This window comes from Acinetobacter lwoffii, assembly GCF_015602705.1.
Classification (GTDB): Bacteria; Pseudomonadota; Gammaproteobacteria; order Pseudomonadales; family Moraxellaceae; genus Acinetobacter; species Acinetobacter lwoffii_E.
Genome location: NZ_CP059081.1, coordinates 2,924,160 through 2,941,970 on the forward strand (window position 1 = coordinate 2,924,160; position 17,811 = coordinate 2,941,970).

The 17,811-nt window shown below is 45.0% G+C and carries 18 protein-coding genes; 9 read left to right on the top strand and 9 right to left on the bottom strand.

What is annotated here, in order from left to right; translation table 11 throughout:
• Positions 1 to 86: 86 nt before the first annotated feature.
• Both pncA and mhpT read right to left on the bottom strand, forming a co-directional pair.
• Positions 87 to 716: a bifunctional nicotinamidase/pyrazinamidase gene (gene pncA / locus H0S56_RS13895; RefSeq protein WP_195725324.1), complete on the bottom strand. Its 630-nt coding sequence runs from the start codon at positions 714 to 716 to the stop codon at positions 87 to 89.
• 308 nt (positions 717 to 1,024) lie between these two features.
• Complete coding sequence (gene mhpT / locus H0S56_RS13900) at positions 1,025 to 2,230, bottom strand: 3-(3-hydroxy-phenyl)propionate transporter MhpT (RefSeq protein ID WP_195725325.1); 1,206 nt, start codon at positions 2,228 to 2,230, stop codon at positions 1,025 to 1,027.
• A 724-nt stretch (positions 2,231 to 2,954) separates the two neighbouring features.
• On the opposite strand from mhpT, the gene dapA reads away from it, so the two are divergent.
• The 3 genes from dapA to purC are packed head-to-tail and all read left to right on the top strand — an operon-like array spanning position 2,955 to position 5,230.
• Entirely contained in the window at positions 2,955 to 3,854 is a 900-nt protein-coding gene (dapA, locus tag H0S56_RS13905; protein WP_004281249.1) for a 4-hydroxy-tetrahydrodipicolinate synthase, read from the top strand.
• 14 nt (positions 3,855 to 3,868) lie between these two features.
• Positions 3,869 to 4,474 (top strand): hypothetical protein, encoded by a 606-nt coding sequence (locus tag H0S56_RS13910; protein WP_004281248.1) that lies wholly within the window; start codon positions 3,869 to 3,871, stop codon positions 4,472 to 4,474.
• Between the two features lie 36 nt (positions 4,475 to 4,510).
• Complete coding sequence (purC, locus tag H0S56_RS13915; RefSeq protein WP_004281247.1) at positions 4,511 to 5,230, top strand: phosphoribosylaminoimidazolesuccinocarboxamide synthase; 720 nt, start codon at positions 4,511 to 4,513, stop codon at positions 5,228 to 5,230.
• Positions 5,231 to 5,531: 301 nt separating this feature from the next.
• On the opposite strand, the gene H0S56_RS13920 is transcribed toward purC, so the two are convergent.
• Positions 5,532 to 6,806 (bottom strand): replication-associated recombination protein A, encoded by a 1,275-nt coding sequence (locus H0S56_RS13920; protein ID WP_180180781.1) that lies wholly within the window; start codon positions 6,804 to 6,806, stop codon positions 5,532 to 5,534.
• 263 nt (positions 6,807 to 7,069) lie between these two features.
• Between H0S56_RS13920 and H0S56_RS13925 the strand changes: the two genes are divergently transcribed.
• Positions 7,070 to 9,208 carry a putative bifunctional diguanylate cyclase/phosphodiesterase gene (locus H0S56_RS13925; protein ID WP_195725326.1) on the top strand — a complete coding sequence of 713 codons (2,139 nt, stop codon included), beginning with the start codon at positions 7,070 to 7,072 and terminating at the stop codon, positions 9,206 to 9,208.
• 19 nt (positions 9,209 to 9,227) lie between these two features.
• Here H0S56_RS13925 and H0S56_RS13930 read toward each other — a convergent pair whose 3' ends face one another.
• Entirely contained in the window at positions 9,228 to 9,680 is a 453-nt protein-coding gene (locus H0S56_RS13930) for a YcgN family cysteine cluster protein (protein WP_195725327.1), read from the bottom strand.
• Between the two features lie 192 nt (positions 9,681 to 9,872).
• On the opposite strand from H0S56_RS13930, the gene H0S56_RS13935 reads away from it, so the two are divergent.
• Positions 9,873 to 10,031: a DUF1328 domain-containing protein gene (locus tag H0S56_RS13935; RefSeq protein WP_004647174.1), complete on the top strand. Its 159-nt coding sequence runs from the start codon at positions 9,873 to 9,875 to the stop codon at positions 10,029 to 10,031.
• 123 nt (positions 10,032 to 10,154) lie between these two features.
• On the opposite strand, the gene murJ is transcribed toward H0S56_RS13935, so the two are convergent.
• Together murJ and ampD are read right to left on the bottom strand one after the other, a co-directional pair.
• The gene (gene murJ, locus H0S56_RS13940) at positions 10,155 to 11,705 is read right to left on the bottom strand and encodes a murein biosynthesis integral membrane protein MurJ (RefSeq protein WP_195725328.1); all 1,551 of its coding nucleotides are present in this window, start codon (positions 11,703 to 11,705) and stop codon (positions 10,155 to 10,157) included.
• Between the two features lie 60 nt (positions 11,706 to 11,765).
• On the bottom strand, positions 11,766 to 12,356 hold the full coding sequence (gene ampD / locus H0S56_RS13945; RefSeq protein ID WP_004281241.1) for a 1,6-anhydro-N-acetylmuramyl-L-alanine amidase AmpD: 591 nt from the start codon (positions 12,354 to 12,356) through the stop codon (positions 11,766 to 11,768).
• 182 nt (positions 12,357 to 12,538) lie between these two features.
• On the opposite strand from ampD, the gene nadC reads away from it, so the two are divergent.
• Positions 12,539 to 13,384, top strand: a complete 846-nt coding sequence (gene nadC, locus H0S56_RS13950; protein WP_005250192.1) for a carboxylating nicotinate-nucleotide diphosphorylase — start codon at positions 12,539 to 12,541, stop codon at positions 13,382 to 13,384.
• 100 nt (positions 13,385 to 13,484) lie between these two features.
• On the opposite strand, the gene H0S56_RS13955 is transcribed toward nadC, so the two are convergent.
• Entirely contained in the window at positions 13,485 to 13,682 is a 198-nt protein-coding gene (locus H0S56_RS13955) for a hypothetical protein (protein WP_195725329.1), read from the bottom strand.
• A gap of 184 nt (positions 13,683 to 13,866) precedes the next feature.
• Positions 13,867 to 14,583: a ribonuclease PH gene (gene rph / locus H0S56_RS13960; RefSeq protein ID WP_195725330.1), complete on the bottom strand. Its 717-nt coding sequence runs from the start codon at positions 14,581 to 14,583 to the stop codon at positions 13,867 to 13,869.
• A gap of 211 nt (positions 14,584 to 14,794) precedes the next feature.
• On the opposite strand from rph, the gene H0S56_RS13965 reads away from it, so the two are divergent.
• Entirely contained in the window at positions 14,795 to 15,496 is a 702-nt protein-coding gene (locus tag H0S56_RS13965) for a TetR family transcriptional regulator (RefSeq protein WP_085064426.1), read from the top strand.
• 54 nt (positions 15,497 to 15,550) lie between these two features.
• Here the strand turns inward: H0S56_RS13965 and H0S56_RS13970 are convergent, their stop codons facing one another.
• Positions 15,551 to 16,165 (bottom strand): thiol:disulfide interchange protein DsbA/DsbL, encoded by a 615-nt coding sequence (locus tag H0S56_RS13970; RefSeq protein ID WP_195725331.1) that lies wholly within the window; start codon positions 16,163 to 16,165, stop codon positions 15,551 to 15,553.
• Between the two features lie 227 nt (positions 16,166 to 16,392).
• Between H0S56_RS13970 and ubiG the strand changes: the two genes are divergently transcribed.
• Entirely contained in the window at positions 16,393 to 17,121 is a 729-nt protein-coding gene (ubiG, locus tag H0S56_RS13975) for a bifunctional 2-polyprenyl-6-hydroxyphenol methylase/3-demethylubiquinol 3-O-methyltransferase UbiG (RefSeq protein WP_195725332.1), read from the top strand.
• Positions 17,118 to 17,807, top strand: coding sequence for an HAD family hydrolase (locus tag H0S56_RS13980; protein ID WP_195725333.1), 690 nt, complete (start codon positions 17,118 to 17,120; stop codon positions 17,805 to 17,807). Before ubiG ends, H0S56_RS13980 begins: the two co-directional genes overlap by 4 nt.
• The last annotated feature ends 4 nt before the right edge of the window (positions 17,808 to 17,811 follow it).

Genomic DNA, 17,811 nt, shown 5'->3' on the forward strand with positions numbered 1-17,811 from the left:
AACAGGCACCCGTTGATGCCTGAATTTTTATATTCAAATATAAATAAGATCAAAGGAATATTTAAATTCTATCCCTATCCAGCTTTTTAAGCAGCTTGAACAATATCTTTGACATAGATACGTTTTACGCCATGCGACAGCATATCTTGCCAGGCATGTTGCAAGGAACCATTCAGGTCAATGCCCTTGGTGGCATCGGCAATCACATAGGTTTTAAAGCCCAGTTTGCAGGCATCGATTGCAGTCCAGGCCACACAAAAGTCCGTAGCAATCCCGACCACAAATACGGTATCAATCCCACGTTCACGCAGATAGCCAGCAAGACCCGTCGTGGTTTTCTGGTCAGCTTCCATAAAGGCCGAATAACTGTCGATCTGGGAATGAAAACCCTTGCGAATGATGAGTTGTGCTTGCGGTAAATTTAAATCCGGATGCAGTTCGGCATCAAGTGTCCCTTGTACACAATGCTTTGGCCATAAAACCTGACTGCCATAATCCAGCTGAATGCTGTCATAGGCTACTTTGCCGGGGTGGTTGTCTGCAAAAGAAATATGGTTGTCCGGATGCCAGTCTTGGGTCAGGATAATATGCTTAAAATGCTGCCCCAATAGATTAATATTTGGAATAATCTGGTCAGCATTGGCTACAGCCAGATTGCCTCCCGGGGTAAATCCTCTTTGTACGTCTACGACCAGTAAAGCGATATTATTCTGCATCTGTTTTCATCCATTGAAATCTCGATTTATGCCCAAGCATAGCGCAAAATACCTCAGGATTTTTAGCTCTACGGTTAAAAATGGCATGACTGTGTATTCTCGGCATGTGTATATGAGCAGATCAATAGATTCATTGTTTTTGACAAATATGAGATGAGTTCCGGGCTTGTATCAAGCTAGATCTCTGCAAAAAAAATAAGTTTTAAGATAAAGTGATGAGTCTTTTTAATAATAAAACAGTGTATTTAATTCTTAAATTCTGAAAATAAAAAAGCCTGCAAGAGCAGGCTTTTTTAAATCGTTGAACCTTACACTTTGGTGCGGTTCACTAAAAACAGCATACATAATGCAGAGATAATGATACATGGGATCGCAGCAGTAATGACCCCCGCAGCACCGAAACCTGCTGTCAATAACTGACCCGCGATGACTGGACCCAGCATGGCACCAATACGGCCAACTGCAGATGCAACACCAACACCAGTACCACGCACTTCTGTCGGATAAACGATACTACCGAAGGCATACAGTACACCCTGACAGCCAATCACGAAGGCACCGGCCAATGCGGCTGCCATATACATCTGGTTCAGCGAGCTTGCACCATTCAGCGCCAGTAGACCTGCCAGAATACCGCCGTACATCAACAGGATCACATAGGCTTTCTTCCAGCGGTCGGTCAGCATACCCAAAATAATCGTACCAATCGTCGCTGTAACCATGAAGTAGAATTGTGCAGTTGAACCATCTTTACGGGTAAAGCCAAGTTCCATAAACAATGATGGCAACCAGCTCAACATGATGTAAACCACCATCAAGGTAAAGAAGTAGCTCACCCAGATACATAGCGTACGTAACAGGTTGTCCGAATTAAACAGGTCCTTGAATGAACCCTGCGGTGCAACAGCAAGCTCTGCAGCCGTTTTATTCTGTGCTTTCAGGTATTCCTTCGATTCAGGCAAAAATAGCATCATCAGCGGAATGGCAAAAATCGGTAACAGGCCACCGAGATAGAAAACATTTTTCCAGTTGGCGCCAAATTCAGTCGCCGCAATTAAAGATAAAATTGCTGCACCAACTGGCATGCCACAGTACATCAAGCCCACTGCACGACCACGATTTTGTGGAGACACAGCTTCAGAGGCGAGTGTGATCAGAATCGGCATTGCGCCGCCCAGACCTGCTCCAGCCAGGAAACGCACTGCCAGCAAGCTGTTAAAGCTATTGACCCAAACCGTACATAAGGTAAATACAGCAAATATTGCTGTTGACCAGATCAAGACTTTCTTACGGCCAATGCGGTCCGCAAATCGACCACCAACCAGTGCACCCGGTAATAAACCCAGAATCCCTGCACTAAAAAACACACCCAACTGGGAACTATCGAGACCAAAATGCTCACGAATACCTGCAGCAGTAATTCCGGCTGCCTGAATATCTAAGCCTTCAATCACCGCAATCAGAAAACAGATCGCGACCGTGACGATAGCATGCTTATTGTCTGATTTTTCCATTGGATTATCCTTGTTCAATCAGCGTTACAAAAGACAGCCATCATCTATGAGCCTGATTGCAGAAATAACTATCAATAAGTTGAACGTTTTGCTTAGATATTCCCAAAGGAGTAGAGGCAGATAAAAATAGGATAAGACCAGATAAAGTCGCAAAAACACTTAATCAGAACATCATAAAGTTCAAGACTTAGAGTTTAAAGCTTATACATCAAGTTAAAAAATTAACCGATAAGAAAAAAAATTCTCAATTTATTGATATTTAAAAAAGATTAGTCTTAGTCGTTTTTGGCTTTATTTGTTTTGGTACGAGAGTACGATCAAGATGTACGAGGTCTCAATTTATCCAATATAACTATTAATCAAAAATTAAAAGGCATAAAAATGGCAGTTTTCAGCTGATCTTTTTGCACAAGCCTTATCATTATTGGGTTCATTTGGGGTAATCTCCTCCATTGTCTAGACTGGAGACATAACTTTGGTCTCAGGATTTTGCTTTATAAATCATCTTATTTATTACTTGATTGTTTCCAAAAGGCTTTGTATAAAGAATTCAGTAGCTTTTACTAAAGCATATTGTTCTTATGCGTTTGATCAGTCATAATTTGCATAAGCAATATTCAATTCAATGCAAATCTATTGAATTTGCTATAAATCAAAATACAAATCCATCCCAATTTATGTTTTCTCATTCCTTTCGGATGGACAAATAGGATAGTTTTTTAAAATGACTCAGCAAGCACAGACCATTCAAGGTTCCATAGTCGCAATCGTCACCCCTATGTTTGAAGATGGCAGCGTAGATTGGAAGGGTCTCGAGAAGCTGGTTGAATGGCACATTGCAGAGGGCACCAACAGTATTGTCGCCGTTGGAACAACAGGCGAAGCCTCTACTCTCAGTATGAGTGAACACACCCAGGTGATCAAAGAAATCATTCGTGTGGCCAACAAACGTATTCCTATTATTGCCGGCACAGGTGCAAACTCGACCCGTGAAGCGATCGAACTGACCCGCGAAGCCAAAGAGCTGGGGGCAGATGCCGCTTTACTGGTGACGCCATATTATAATAAACCGACTCAGGAAGGCTTGTATCAGCACTATAAAGCTATTGCTGAAGCCGTTGATCTTCCACAGATTCTTTATAATGTTCCGGGCCGTACCGGTGTGGATATGGCCAATGAAACCGTGATTCGCCTGGCGGATATTCCACAAATTATCGGTATTAAAGATGCGACTGGCGATGTACCGCGCGGTGCTGAACTGCTGCAAGGCCTTGTCGGTAAAGATATGACTGTTTATTCGGGTGATGATGCAACTGCGTATCAACTGATCGGTCATGGCGCCAAAGGTAATATCTCGGTCACGGCGAACGTGGCTCCGAAAGCCATGAGCGAAGTGTGTGCAGCTGCGATTGCCGGTGATGCAGCCACAGCTGAACAGTTAAATGCTCAGGTTGCAAATTTACACAATATTTTATTTTGCGAATCGAACCCAATTCCTGTGAAATGGGCACTCCATGACATGGGCTTAATTGGTACGGGTATTCGCCTTCCATTAACACCACTTGCAGAACAATATCGCGCTCCGCTTCATGAAGCACTGGTCGAAGCGGGCGTTATCAAATAAAAGAGCACAAGATTATGCAATTACGTTTAGGACTTAGCCTTACACTTTCAGTATTCAGTTTGGCAGGTTGTAGTTCAATGGCCTTTAATAACGGCACTTTAGACTATAAAGAGACTACTACCCTGGAAGCTTTACAATATCCTGAAGGCGCCATGGTTCGTCCTGCAACGCCATTGTATCCTGCTCCAACAGTTGATCCGCTTGCAATTGAACATGCACCGAAGCTTGAAAACCAGCGTGGCAACCGTTTTGCCTTGCCACGCCCACAAGCCCAGACTGAAAACTCAAATACAGCTGATCTAACCGAAACCAATACGGTGGGTCGACCACAGTTGGTCACTGACGGAAATCTTAATCCGCTGCTTAAAATTGAGGGAAATTCTGCTACAATTTGGCAATATACACTTGCCACCCTCAGCAGTCTGAATCATAGCATCGTTGCGCAGAGCAAAAATCGTTATGAAGTCACGATTAAGGTTGATCAGCAGATCTATGTATTAAGATTATCTTCTGTCGGTTCAAGTAATAACCTCGCTGTGTTCAATGCCGATAACAGTTTTGCCGACCGTGAAAAAGCTGCAGAACTGCTCAACCAGATTTACCAAAATTGGCCAGCCTAGACATTTCTAGGCATTTTTTTTGTAAAAGGTTCCCTCATGTTAAAACAAACCTTGCTCTATACTGGTAAAGCGAAATCTGTCTACACCACAGACAGTTCAGACCATCTGATTTTAGTCTTTCGCGATGATGCCTCAGCATTCAATGGCGAAAAAATTGAGCAACTAGATCGTAAAGGCAAGGTGAACAACCGTTTTAACGCCTTCATCATGGAAAAACTGGCAGAAGCGGGAATTGAGACCCACTTTGAAAAGCTACTGACTCCAAATGAAGTGCTGGTGAAAAAACTGGATATGATCCCGGTTGAATGTGTGATTCGTAACTATGCAGCAGGTTCTTTATGTCGCCGCTTGGGTGTGGAAGAAGGCAAGGAACTGACTCCTCCAACATTTGAATTGTTCTTTAAAGATGATGCGCTTGGCGATCCAATGGTCAATGAATCACAAGCCATTGCTTTAGGTTGGGCAACTGCTGAACAATTGGCGAAAATGAAAGAATTGACTTACCAAGTGAACGATGTGCTTAAAGCATTGTTTGATGCAGGTAACATGATTCTGGTCGATTTCAAACTTGAATTCGGCGTGTTCCATGACCGTATCGTACTTGGTGATGAATTCTCTCCAGACGGTTGCCGTCTATGGGACAAAGACACCAAGAAAAAACTGGATAAAGACCGTTTCCGTCAAGGTTTAGGCGGCGTGGTTGAAGCCTATGAAGAAGTGGCTGGCCGTTTAGGTATCAATCTAGACAACATCTAATCTGTAAATACGCAGATTTGAAAAAACCGAGCTTTTTAGCTCGGTTTTTTATATCCGACTATTAATCGGAAAAATAAATCTTTATTATTAAAATGATCGTTTTTACATCAAAAACTACATGCATTAATATGATTTCATACCAGGCAAATCAGTGAGTTGACGCACTTTACTCCATATTTGCCGACCAAATTTCTCCTCTACCCTCTAGGATGTTATCTCCCTCAAAAACATCCTACTTTCAGCCCAATTCGCCTTGAATTGGGCTTTTTTTAATCTGTTCAATTAGTTGGAATACCCACCTTTATTGCTGCTGTTGTTGCTGTTGCCAACGGCGTTGCTGTAATCGCTCTCCTTCAACTTCACGTTTATTACGTGCTGATTCATACAGTTTGGTATTTTTCAGTTCTGGTGGCATATATTCTTGCAGTACAAAATGCTCCGGATAGTTATGCGGATACAGATAATCCACGCCATAGCCCTGTTCTTTCATCAGCTTGGTCGGTGCATTTCTTAAATGTAAAGGTACAGGCAGATTTGAGGTTTTGTCTGCAAGTTCCATCGCCTTGTTAATCGCCAGATAAGTACTGTTACTTTTGGCACTGGTCGCCAGATAAACCGCACATTGTCCCAAAATAATCCGACATTCTGGCATGCCTACGGCTTGCACAGAACGGAAACACTCACCCGCCAGCAACAAAGCGTTCGGATTGGAATTGCCAATATCTTCAGATGCGGCAATCAGCATACGCCGTGCAATAAACACCGGATCTTCGCCGCCTTTGAGCATGCGAGCCATCCAGTACAAGGCTGCATCCGGATCACTGCCGCGAATCGATTTAATAAAGGCCGAGACCAGATCATAGTGCTGCTCACCAGACTTGTCATAACGGGCAATATTTTGCTGTGCTACTTTTACCACCACCGCATTGGTGATGATATTTTCCATATCCGCTTCAAAGGTACTAGCAATCAGATCCAGTAAATTTAGCGCCTTGCGGGCATCTCCTGCCGCGAACTGGATCAGGGCATCAAATTCTTCAATCAGGATATGGCGTTCCTGCAAAAAAGAGTCATTTTGTAAGGCTTGTGTCAGCAGAGTCTGAATCGATTCAGCGCTCAATGCATTCAGGCTATACACCTGACAACGTGACAATAAGGCACTATTCACTTCAAAAGACGGGTTTTCCGTGGTGGCGCCAATTAAGGTAATTTTCCCCTTCTCGACCGCATTTAACAGTGCATCCTGCTGGGATTTATTAAAGCGATGAATTTCGTCAATAAACACCACTGGCGTCAGCAAATCGCCACCTTCTGCAATGATTTCACGCAGCTCTTTCACGCCGGTATTCAGTGCAGACAGGCTGATAAAAGGCCGGTCTACCGCTTGAGCCAGCAGTAAGGCAATGGTGGTTTTTCCGACTCCGGGAGGTCCCCAGAAAATGATCGAAGGCAGATGCCCCTGATCAATCATCTGGCGTAAGGGCGCCTGCTCACCCAGCAAATGTTCCTGCCCGATAATCTGTGTAAGGTCGCGTGGCCGTAAGCGTTCTGGAAGCGGGATATGACTATCTGACATGTTATTATTGGCTCAAACTAAATTCTGATCTCATTCTAACATCAGCAGTTTTGATTCCAAGAATGCAAACATCAAGCATAAAAAATTAATTTATGTAGATATCCTCTATTTTTTTAATTCTGAATGAATTAATCTCTATAAAAGCGAATAATTTGAACATGATTAATTGTGAATTAATTACAGTTTAATTTTCATATTGTTTATTCTAATTAAAAGAAACTTATCTCGCCCCTTGGGCACTTTTGGGTTGTAGTGGTGAATGCATGAAGCATGATAAATTTGAACAGGGAGCTGTGAGTCGGTCTAAGCCACTGACGTCATCATCACTGATTGCACCCCACGTTCACTTGTCTGAATCGGTTTTGTTAAAAAATCTGATCGATGCCTTACCGCAACCCTTGTGGGTCAGCAACAAAAAACATCTGCAATATTTTAACGATGCCTTGACTGATTATCTTGGCGTGAACCTGAATGAACAGGGTCATCCGCAATGGCAGAGCTTTATTCATGCAGAAGACTTGCAGCTGTTTTTAGCGCAGTGGCATGCTGCGCTGGATCAGCATCAGAACTTTGAAACCCAGTGCCGGATTAAACGCAGTGATACCCATTATCGCATGTGTACCCTAGCGGTAAAATTTCATCATGAACCTGAACATTTGCTGCAATGGGCCGTTTCCCTGACTGATGTGCATGATTATTTTGAAATCCAGCAACAACTTTCTCAAATCGTTTCAACTCAGGAAAATATGCTGGATGCCAGCGCAGACTGCATTAACATTATCAGTCCTGAAGGTGAGATTCGGCATAGCAACCAGTCTGGCTGTCTGGCACAAGAAAATGAGACCACAGAACAAGATCAAGACCGTTCATTATGCTGGTTAAATCGCTTAACCCCTGAAGCCCGAAAATCCGGACAACGTGCTCTGAAACAGGCTGCCCAAGGCTTAAACAGTCGTTTTTCCAGCAAAATTCAGATCAAAGATCAACCAATCCAATATTGGGATCATCTGCTCACCCCGATTCTGGATCAGCAGAATATTACCCAAAATATTCTCTGTGTATCACGCAATATTAGTCAGCAAAAAATTGCAGAAACGCGGTTAAAAGAAGTAATTAAACGTGATGAACTGACTGGCCTGTATAATCGCAGTACCTTCTATAAAACCTTTAAACAGGTACTGTTAAAGGCCAAACAACAGCAGACCATGGCGGGTTTACTGCTGATTGATCTGGATTATTTCCGGCATATCAATGATACCTTGGGCCATATTGCCGGCGATCATCTGTTACATGTCTTGGGCAAACGTTTCCAGACCTGCTTCGGGTCAAATACCATCATCGCCCGTTTGGGTGGCGATGAATTTGCCGTACTGGTCAAAAATTTGGAAAGTGAAGAACAGCTGCTGGCAACGGCGCAAATGGCCTATGCCCAGCTGGATCAGCCCATCAATTATGTCGGCAATAGCATCAGCAGTGCCATGAGTATTGGCTGTGCCATCTATCCACGTGATGCCTTAAATACTTCTAATTTGCTGAAATGTGCTGATATCGCCTTAAACGACCTGAAAAATAGTGGTCGTGGTGGCATCCGCATGTTCAATCAGGAAATGTGCGGTTCACTGGAAAATATGACCAAGCAGCTGACTCTGGCACGCAAAATTATTCTCGCCGATCAGATCATTCCCTATTACCAACCTAAAGTACGTCTTTCTGATGGTGCAGTGATTGGTTTCGAAGCACTATTACGCTGGCAAGATCAGAATCAGAACATTCAGTTACCTTCCGAAATTTTTGCTGCCTTTCAGGACTATGAGCTGGCCTCACGCATCAGTGAGACCATGCAACTGAAAGTCTTTGCAGATATGAGTCGCTGGCAGGCGCAAGGTCTGGATCTGTTACCGATTTCCATCAATGCTGCACCGGTCGAATTCCTGCGCGATGACTATGCCGAAAAACTGTTGGCACGCCTGTCCAACTTTGATATTCCCGCACATAAAGTTGAACTAGAAATTACCGAGCAGAGCCTATCCGAACATGGTGCTAATTATGTGGTTCGCGCCCTGAACCTGCTGAAACAGGCCGGAATCCAGATTTCACTAGATGACTTTGGCACTGGACATTCTTCGCTGACCCGCTTGCAAGACTATCCGGTCGATTGCATCAAGATTGACCGCAACTTTGTAGAACGCATGAACAGTGACCCGTCCGCCTTGGCCATTGTCAAAGCCATTACCCAGATTGGCTCTAGTATTGCACTGGATATTCTAGTGGAAGGGATCGAGAATACAGAACAGCTGGACACCCTGATCCATTGTGACTGTCAGATTGGACAGGGATTTTATTTCTATCGTCCGATGGCCGGTGCTTCGGCCCAGGCCCTACTCCATCCAGCAGATCAATAAACGAATCACTCAGGCAGATTTAACGCACCCAGCGTACGATATAGTCTTCGATGTCATCTTCATGAATATCGGCTTCACTCAGGCAGCGCCCTGCTGCCGACTTGCGTGCCTGAATCACACTTTCCCGTGAACCGCTAATCAGATAATGCCAAGATGGCAGGCTTTTACCCTGCTCTACCCGGCGATAGGCACAACTCGAAGGCAGCCAGTGAATTGTCTCCAGCTTCTCTGGCGTGAGCTGAATACAGTCCGGCACATATTGCAAGCGATCTGGATAATTGGAGCAACGCGCAGTGCTACAATCCAGCAGTTTGCAGGCCACTTTGGTATATGCGATTTCCTGAGTCTCTTCATCTTCCAGTTTAATCAGACAACATAATCCGCAACCATCACACAAGGCCTCCCACTCGACTTGTGTCAGTTCAGCAAGTGAATAGTTTTTCCAGAATTCGGGACGTAAAGTATCGCTCATGATCAGGTCGGCACATTCAAAAATCAGCTTATTATAGCAGCCCGAACCCTGCAGACCTACCGCCTCAAATTCTTATTACTATCACGTAAACTATTGTTAAATCATAGACAGTTCATCAACAAAACACTAACAGTCGCTGGAATCGTTTATTTCTATACTAAATTTGAAAATAAAAACACATGGAGAATATATATGTTTCGCTGGGCTATTATTTTTGCTGTTATTGCATTAATTGCGAGTCTACTTGGTTTCGGTGGCGTCGCAGGCTTGTCTAAGGATTTTGCAATTATCTTGTTAGTAATTGCGGTGATTCTTGCGATCGTTGGTTTTCTTTCGCGCGGCAAGGTCTAGATTTACGCTAGACCTTTTCAAAGCAAGTGTTAGCTTTCAAAAAACAAGAGCCTTCTGGCTCTTGTTTTTTTATGGGTATTTTAATGCTCTGTTTTGATCAAAAATACTTCTTTCAATATGAACTTAAGGTTTTAAATGACGTGGTCTAAAACCTGCCACTAGCAAGGCTGCAACATACGCCACCACACCGACAACACATAAGATCAATACTTCTAAAACACGCATCCATTGCGACACATCTGCGTTATACCAGCTCAGGGCATAGGCTAAGGCCGCAATCATCACCACATTAGCAAACATGAATTGCAGGAAGATTTTTTTCCAGTGTGCACCAAAACGGAAAATATCACGTTTATGCAGATAATAATAAAGCAAACCAGCATTGACCATCGCTGAACCCGTCGATGCCAACGCAAGGGCCATATGCTCCGCTTCCCAGTCAATCAGCTTGAAGAAGCCGATAAAAATCACGTTCAGAATCGCATTGGCTGCCACAGCCATCAGACCAACACGCACCGGGGTTCTGGTATCCTGCTTTGCATAAAAACCGGGTGCAAAGACTTTAATCAACATAAAGGCAATCACACCACCGCTCATACATTGCAGCGCCAAAGCCGTCATCTGGGTATCTTCAAAGGTGAACTGGCCACGTTCAAACAGGGCCTGAATGATCGGGGTCGACAGCATAAACAGTGCAATACTGGCGGGTAGGCCTGCCATCACAATAACTTTGGCTGCCCAGTCCATCATGCCACGGAATTTTTCCGGATTTTGCTCAGTATGCCGTGCCGATAAGGACGGCAAAATCACGGTACCAATTGCAACACCGATCAGACCCAGCGGCAATTCGGTCATACGCTCGGCACTGTACAGCCAGGACACCGAACCATCCTGCATGAATGAGGCCCAGATGGTATTTAACAGCAGGTTAATTTGCGTGACAGATACACCAAATAATGCCGGCAGCATCAACTTCATGATGCGATCAACGCCTTCATGCTTGAAGTCAATTTTCGGTGGAATCAGCAGATTTTTACGCCACAATTCAGGAATTTGGATCGCCAGCTGTAAAATACCGGCAATGATCACAGCCCAGCCCAGCGCCATAATCGGCTCGGCCATATAAGGCGTAAGCCAGAGCGCCCCGGCAATCATCGCCACATTCAGCAAGACCGGCGCAAATGCCGGGGTACTAAAAGAGCCATAACTGTTCAGAATACTGCTGGCAAAAGCCGTCAGTGACATGAACAGCAAATAAGGAATGGTCAGGCGGAACATGTCGGTCGCCAGAGCGAACTTTTCAGGATCGCTATGGAAACCGGGCGCATAGATATACATAATCAATGGCGCAGCAATGATCGCGACCATGGTAAGCGTGGTCATGACCGTGGCCAGACAGCCAAACACCCGGCTAATCAGGATCTGGACTTCGGTATGCGTGCGACTGGTTTTATATTCAGTCAGTACCGGAATAAACGCCTGTGAAAATGCGCCTTCGGCAAATAAACGCCTGAAAAAGTTTGGAATACGAAATGCGACTACGAAGGTATCGAAGTCTTTACCAGCACCAAAGACATTCAGTAAAACAATGTCTCGAACCAATCCCAGTACGCGTGACAACATGGTCATCGCACTGACAATGACGGTCGAACGCCAAAGCGCCATCCTATTCACCTAATGTATAAATTTGTGGCTATTGTAATGAAACTTTTATCAGAAGTTCATTGCTTAATTTCATCGCTCAAGCGAGCTTGAGGTGTTTTTATAATGCTGTAGCTGTGTACGAAAATCAGCCCAGTTAAAATATGGTCCCGGATCGGTCTTGCGGCCCGGTGCAATATCCGAATGTCCGGCAATATGCTGCTGAATTTTAGGATAATAATCTTGCAAACAGGCAGCCACTTTGACCAGGGCTTCATACTGTGCGGTTGCAAAAGGCAAATCGTCACTGCCTTCCAGCTCGATCCCGATCGAATAATCATTACATTCTTTTTTGCCCAAATAGGTCGAGCGGCCGGCATGCCAGGCACGGTCATTGAAATTAACAAATTGCAGTACTTCTCCCGTTCTTAAAATTAGCAGATGGGTCGACACCTGCATCCCTTCAATGGTTTGAAAATAGGGATGTACTGACCAATCCAGCTGGTTCTGAAAAAACTGTTCAATATAACCGCCGCCAAACTGGGAAGGTGGCAGGCTGATATTATGAATCACCAGCAATTGAATCTCGGTCTGTTCTGGCCGCTGATTAAAATTGGGAGACGGGATTTGACGTGCACCGATTAGTTGCCCGTCCTTGACCTGAAACTCAGCTGCCTGTTGCATAAAACCGTTCTCCCCAAAAATAAAATCTGCAAGATCAGCATTGCAGCCGGCTTCATGCTAAAACTTTCAAGGACAAATCTCAATTCATCCCGGCAAACTGGATGAAAAATCGCTCATCTTTTATGTAACGGTGCTAAGATAAGGCGCAATTTTCACGGCTTAAAAAAGATACGGAAATACTCATGCGCATATCTCAAGCTTTGCTAGACCAGTCCATTCAGATCAATATTCAACAGGCACTTTCTGAAGATATCGGTGACGGTGATATTACCGCCCTGCTGACTCCTGAAGATGAACAGGCCACTGCCACCATCATTAGCCGTGAAGACATGGTTTTAGCCGGCCAGCCTTGGGTAAATGCCTTGATTCAGGCCTATGATCCCAGTATTGAAGTGACCTGGCTGAAAAATGATGGTGATCACGTTCAAGCCAATCAAGCCTTTTTAAAACTGGCCGGATCTGCACGTAGCCTACTCACCGTGGAGCGCCCTGCGCTAAACTTTGTCCAGACGCTGTCTGCGGTTGCGACTAAAACCGCCCACTATGTCAAAGAGTTGCAAGGTCTAAACACCAAACTGCTCGATACCCGTAAAACACTTCCGGGTCTGCGTATTGCACAAAAATATGCCGTGGCCATTGGCGGTGGTCAGAATCACCGTTTGGGCCTGTTTGATGCCTTCTTGATTAAAGAAAATCATATTATGGCAGCGGGTGGCATTGCGCAGGCGATTGCCAAGGCCCATCAAATTGCACCGGGTAAGCCTGTCGAAGTTGAAGTGGAAACCTGGGATGAGCTGAATCAGGCGCTGGAAGCCCATGCCGATATCGTGATGCTGGATAATTTCAGTCAGCAGCAAATGATCGATGCGGTGAAACATGTAGCTGGTCGCTGCAAACTGGAAGCCTCTGGTAATATCACGATTGATAATTTACGTGAAGTCGCGAGTACCGGCGTAGATTATATTTCCATGGGTGTGCTGACCAAAGATGTCAAAGCCATTGATCTGTCGATGCGTTTCAATGCTTAAGCCTAAATGGGCTAGATGACCGTAGAGGGTGCGAAGCACCCTTTTTTTATTTTTAGAAATTTTTTTTGCGTATATTTTGCTCAATTTTCTATTTTAGACCTTAATCATCATCGTCATCCCGATTACCTCGGCGATCGCGGTCATCATCGTCACCATCACGGTCGTTATATCTTGCGTTATCCTCATCACGATCCTGATTTAATACTGAACGCTCGTCATTTTCACGATTATTACCCCAGTCACAGGCAGTTAATCCAAACACGCCCAGCAATGAAATTGTACAAAGCCACTGTTTCATGTCGCATTCCTCATTGTGATCTCACCTGATCCAATATCGATGCAAAACCGGTTCAGATATAGCCGATTCATGTCGGCTTTTTGTCAGAAAGTTCTTAATGCAGTTTTTGAACAATATAGTTGCAGAGTAAAATTTCAGGCATAAAAAAACGCATCCGGAGATGCGTTTATTAACATGGAATAGATTACCAGCCTAAAGCTTCTTGCTGTTTTTTCACCAGTTCCTGAATGCCTTTCTCGGCCATTTCCAGCATGGCATTCGATTGTGCACGGGTAAATGGTTTGTCTTCTGCGGTACCTTGAATTTCAATAAATTCACCGGCCTGAGTCATCACCACGTTCAAATCGGTTTGACAGTTTGAATCTTCTTCATAGCAAAGATCCAGTAATACTTCATCTTTAAAAATGCCCACAGAAACTGCAGCCACCAAACCTTTTAATGGATCATGTTTGATTTTTTTTCTTTCCAGCAAGACGTTCATGGCATCGACCAAAGCCACCGCAGCACCCGTAATCGCTGCAGTACGGGTACCGCCATCAGCCTGAATTACGTCACAGTCGATAGTAATGGTATTTTCACTGAGTTTTTTCAGATCGACCATTGAGCGCAAGCTACGACCAATCAGACGCTGAATTTCCTGGGTACGGCCACTCTGTTTGCCACGTGCCGCTTCACGGTCACTACGGGTATGAGTTGAACGTGGCAACATGCCATATTCAGCCGTGACCCAGCCCTGGCCCTGACCTTTGAGGAAGCGTGGTACAGAACTATCCACACTGGCGGTACAGAGTACTTTGGTATGACCAAATTCAACCAATACAGAGCCTTCCGCATAACGTGTATAGTTACGGGTAATTTTCACTTCACGTAATTGATCTAATGCTCGTTGGTCGATACGCATAAATAAGTCCTGTAGAGGTTAAAAATAATTGCGGCTCAGTATAGCAGAAGCCTTTGCCAAGATTAGGCAGCCGGGTGATTCATTTACAAAATCAATGCATCAGCTCGCTACGAGATGTCAAAATTCTGCCGATCTGTGGCACTACGATTTAATTTAATTTTTGCTAGACTAAAACTCCCTATGAGGGAAGCCAGTGACAGGAAACCCATTTATGTCCTTACGTGAAGATCGCAAGCAGCAAAGTCATCAGGCACTACTCGATGCGACACTAGCATTCAGCAGTCAGGGCCGCGCTTTCAGCACGATCAGCCTACGTGAAGTCGCGAATGCAGTCGGAGTAGTACCGACTGCGTTCTATCGGCACTTTCAGGATATGAACCAGTTGGGTCTGGAATTGCTGGATCAGGTTGCGATTCATATCAAGGGCGTACTCAATCAGCTGGGGCAGGCTTATCTGTATCAGCCGAATACCCGAACCCACACCGGGCTTGAGCTCTTCTTTCAGGCCGTCGAATATCATCCTGAACCCTGGATTTTTTTTGTGGCAGAACGTTGGGGCGGTTCGGACGTGTTACGTGTCGGCATTGAACGGGAAATTCATTTTCTGGCTGAAGATGTCATGCATGAACTGGCCAAGATGCAATCTACCCGACATATTCAGGCATCACAGGACTTGCAGGCTCTGGCACAGATGCTGATTGAACTGTCCCTGAACTGGGCCATGGGCTGGATTCATCTGCAGCATCAGGTTGATCCAGAGCTGCGCCGCGCTCAATCCAATGCCTTTAAAACCCAAAGCGTGCTACAGATGCAGCTCTTGCTACGTGGCATTTTGCACTGGTATCGGCGACCTGCCAAAACAGTTGAAACCGCAAGCCCTGTGCTCAATGAAGCGGTCATTCCCCCTGCCTAAATAAAAAAACCTGCATCATGATGCAGGTTTTTTTTACTGATCGTCAGTTCAGACTTATTTGGCTTTACGCTCTTTCTCGATCAGGTAATTCACCACCTGAATGACTTTGGCATCATTACCCTGCACAATATATTTACCATTCACGGTCACTGCCGGAACACCACTTAACTGATACTGAGCAGCCAGATTTTTGGCTTGGGCAATTTTCGAAGTGATCGGGAAAGATTTATAAGTGCTGTTAAATTTCGCTTCAGGAATACCATAGCGGGTATAGAACTTGGCCAATTGCGCCTGTTCTAAAATTGGACGTTGCTTATCATGAATATCATGGAATAATTGTAAATGTGCTTTTTGACGCACACCCAATGCTTCAGACACATAATAAGCACGCGCTGCCTGCTCCCAGAGTGGATTCATTGCAGCCGGCGTACGTACAAAACGTACATCTTTTGGTAATTTTTTCAACCAGCCCTGCATATGTGGTTCAAGCGCGAAACAGTGACCACAGCCGTACCAGAAGAATTCACGTACCTCAATTCTGCCCGGTTTTTCGACTTTGACTGGTTTTGCAACCACCTGATAGTCCTGACCTGCCACAAAATTGGCCATAGCATTGCCTGAAAAGGCCAAAACAGATGCGGCAACAGTGCCTAAAAGGAATTTTTTCATTCGGATTATCGTCCTCTAAATCATTATGCTTAGTTTATGTGTTCACTATAAATCAATTATGCCGGTTTCGTTTTCATTCTGTGAACTTTTTTGCTGCTTTTATCGCTTTTTCTGCCAGAATCGCTACACTAAACCATCGGACTGATTTTCAAGGTTTTAAATCAGTTTCTCTGGCCATTCGGCACGTACATATTTTTAGCTAATCACGACTGATTGAGGTGACACCGATGTCGCAATTGAATGTTGATCCACAAGAAATTGCCAAGTTTGAAGCATTTGCAGCTATATGGTGGGATCAGCATTCCGAGTTCCGCCCCTTGCACATGATTAATCCACTGCGTTTAAACTGGATTGATGAACACGCCGGAAGCCTGAGTGGCAAAAAAGTGCTGGATGTCGGCTGTGGGGGCGGTATTCTGGCCGAAAGCATGGCGCGTCGCGGTGCTGATGTACTCGGAATTGATATGGGTGCAGCCCCACTGAATGTGGCACGCATCCATGCCGAACAGGAAGGCGTGAGCAATATTGAATATCGTCAGGTGCCGGTTGAGCAACTGGCAGAGGAACAGGCTGGCCAATATGACATCGTGACCTGCATGGAAATGCTAGAGCATGTGCCAGATCCGGCATCGATTATTCAGGCCTGTCACAAGCTGGTCAAGCCAGGTGGTCATGTATTCTTCTCGACCATTAACCGCAATCCGAAGTCCTATTTATTTGCGATTATCGGGGCAGAATATGTCTTGCGCATGCTGGCCAAAGGCACCCATGATTACAGCAAATTTATCAAGCCGTCCGAACTGGCACATGACATTCGCAACTCGGGTTTAAAGCTTAAAGACATGACCGGTCTGCACTATAATCCGCTGACCAAGCGTTACTGGCTGGCACCGAATGTTGATGTGAACTACATGGTCTATACCGTGAAAGATAGCGCAGCAGAGACTAACGAATGAAAGCCATTTTATTTGACCTTGATGGCACCCTGATTGATACTGCGGCCGATTTTATCCGGATTATCCAGCAGATGTGCCGTGAAGAAGGCCGTGCACTGGTTGAACCCGAACTGATTCGTACCCAGGTCTCCGAAGGTGCTCGTGCCATGGTGAAACTGGTCTATCCGGAACTGCAACTGGAAGATCCGGTCTTTCTGCAACACCGTCAGCGCTTTCTGGACATGTATGGCGCAGATATTGCGGTCGATACCGATCTGTTTGACGGCATGTATCCTTTGTTGGAACAGCTTGAAGCCCACAATATTCCTTGGGGCATTGTGACCAATAAACCGCGCTGGCTCAGTGAAGCTTTATTGCAAGCGCTGAATCTGAGTGAACGCTGTGCGGTGCTGGTGTGCCCGGAAGATGTGACACGCACTAAACCTGATCCTGAACCAATGTATCTGGCAGCCCAGCAACTGAATCTTGCCGCGGAAGACTGTATCTATGTCGGAGATCATCCCCGAGATATTGATGCCGGCCGTCATGCCCAGATGCTGACCATTCTGGCTGCTTATGGTTATTTGCCGTTGCAATACAAAGACGATTTAAACGCCTGGCAGGCCGACCATATCGTGCATACTGTGACAGAATTACATCAATTGATTCAGACACTAGTACTGAAGCAGCATACTGCGGTATCTTGAACGC

What these genes read in the sequence shown, in the direction of transcription:
- pncA (WP_195725324.1), bottom strand. Translation starts at nt 716, where the DNA reads ATGCAGAATAATATCGCTTTACTGGTCGTAGACGTACAAAGAGGATTT.
- mhpT (WP_195725325.1), bottom strand. Translation starts at nt 2,230, where the DNA reads ATGGAAAAATCAGACAATAAGCATGCTATCGTCACGGTCGCGATCTGT.
- dapA (WP_004281249.1), top strand. Translation starts at nt 2,955, where the DNA reads ATGACTCAGCAAGCACAGACCATTCAAGGTTCCATAGTCGCAATCGTC.
- H0S56_RS13910 (WP_004281248.1), top strand. Translation starts at nt 3,869, where the DNA reads ATGCAATTACGTTTAGGACTTAGCCTTACACTTTCAGTATTCAGTTTG.
- purC (WP_004281247.1), top strand. Translation starts at nt 4,511, where the DNA reads ATGTTAAAACAAACCTTGCTCTATACTGGTAAAGCGAAATCTGTCTAC.
- H0S56_RS13920 (WP_180180781.1), bottom strand. Translation starts at nt 6,806, where the DNA reads ATGTCAGATAGTCATATCCCGCTTCCAGAACGCTTACGGCCACGCGAC.
- H0S56_RS13925 (WP_195725326.1), top strand. Translation starts at nt 7,070, where the DNA reads ATGAAGCATGATAAATTTGAACAGGGAGCTGTGAGTCGGTCTAAGCCA.
- H0S56_RS13930 (WP_195725327.1), bottom strand. Translation starts at nt 9,680, where the DNA reads ATGAGCGATACTTTACGTCCCGAATTCTGGAAAAACTATTCACTTGCT.
- H0S56_RS13935 (WP_004647174.1), top strand. Translation starts at nt 9,873, where the DNA reads ATGTTTCGCTGGGCTATTATTTTTGCTGTTATTGCATTAATTGCGAGT.
- ampD (WP_004281241.1), bottom strand. Translation starts at nt 12,356, where the DNA reads ATGCAACAGGCAGCTGAGTTTCAGGTCAAGGACGGGCAACTAATCGGT.
- nadC (WP_005250192.1), top strand. Translation starts at nt 12,539, where the DNA reads ATGCGCATATCTCAAGCTTTGCTAGACCAGTCCATTCAGATCAATATT.
- H0S56_RS13955 (WP_195725329.1), bottom strand. Translation starts at nt 13,682, where the DNA reads ATGAAACAGTGGCTTTGTACAATTTCATTGCTGGGCGTGTTTGGATTA.
- rph (WP_195725330.1), bottom strand. Translation starts at nt 14,583, where the DNA reads ATGCGTATCGACCAACGAGCATTAGATCAATTACGTGAAGTGAAAATT.
- H0S56_RS13965 (WP_085064426.1), top strand. Translation starts at nt 14,795, where the DNA reads ATGTCCTTACGTGAAGATCGCAAGCAGCAAAGTCATCAGGCACTACTC.
- H0S56_RS13970 (WP_195725331.1), bottom strand. Translation starts at nt 16,165, where the DNA reads ATGAAAAAATTCCTTTTAGGCACTGTTGCCGCATCTGTTTTGGCCTTT.
- ubiG (WP_195725332.1), top strand. Translation starts at nt 16,393, where the DNA reads ATGTCGCAATTGAATGTTGATCCACAAGAAATTGCCAAGTTTGAAGCA.
- H0S56_RS13980 (WP_195725333.1), top strand. Translation starts at nt 17,118, where the DNA reads ATGAAAGCCATTTTATTTGACCTTGATGGCACCCTGATTGATACTGCG.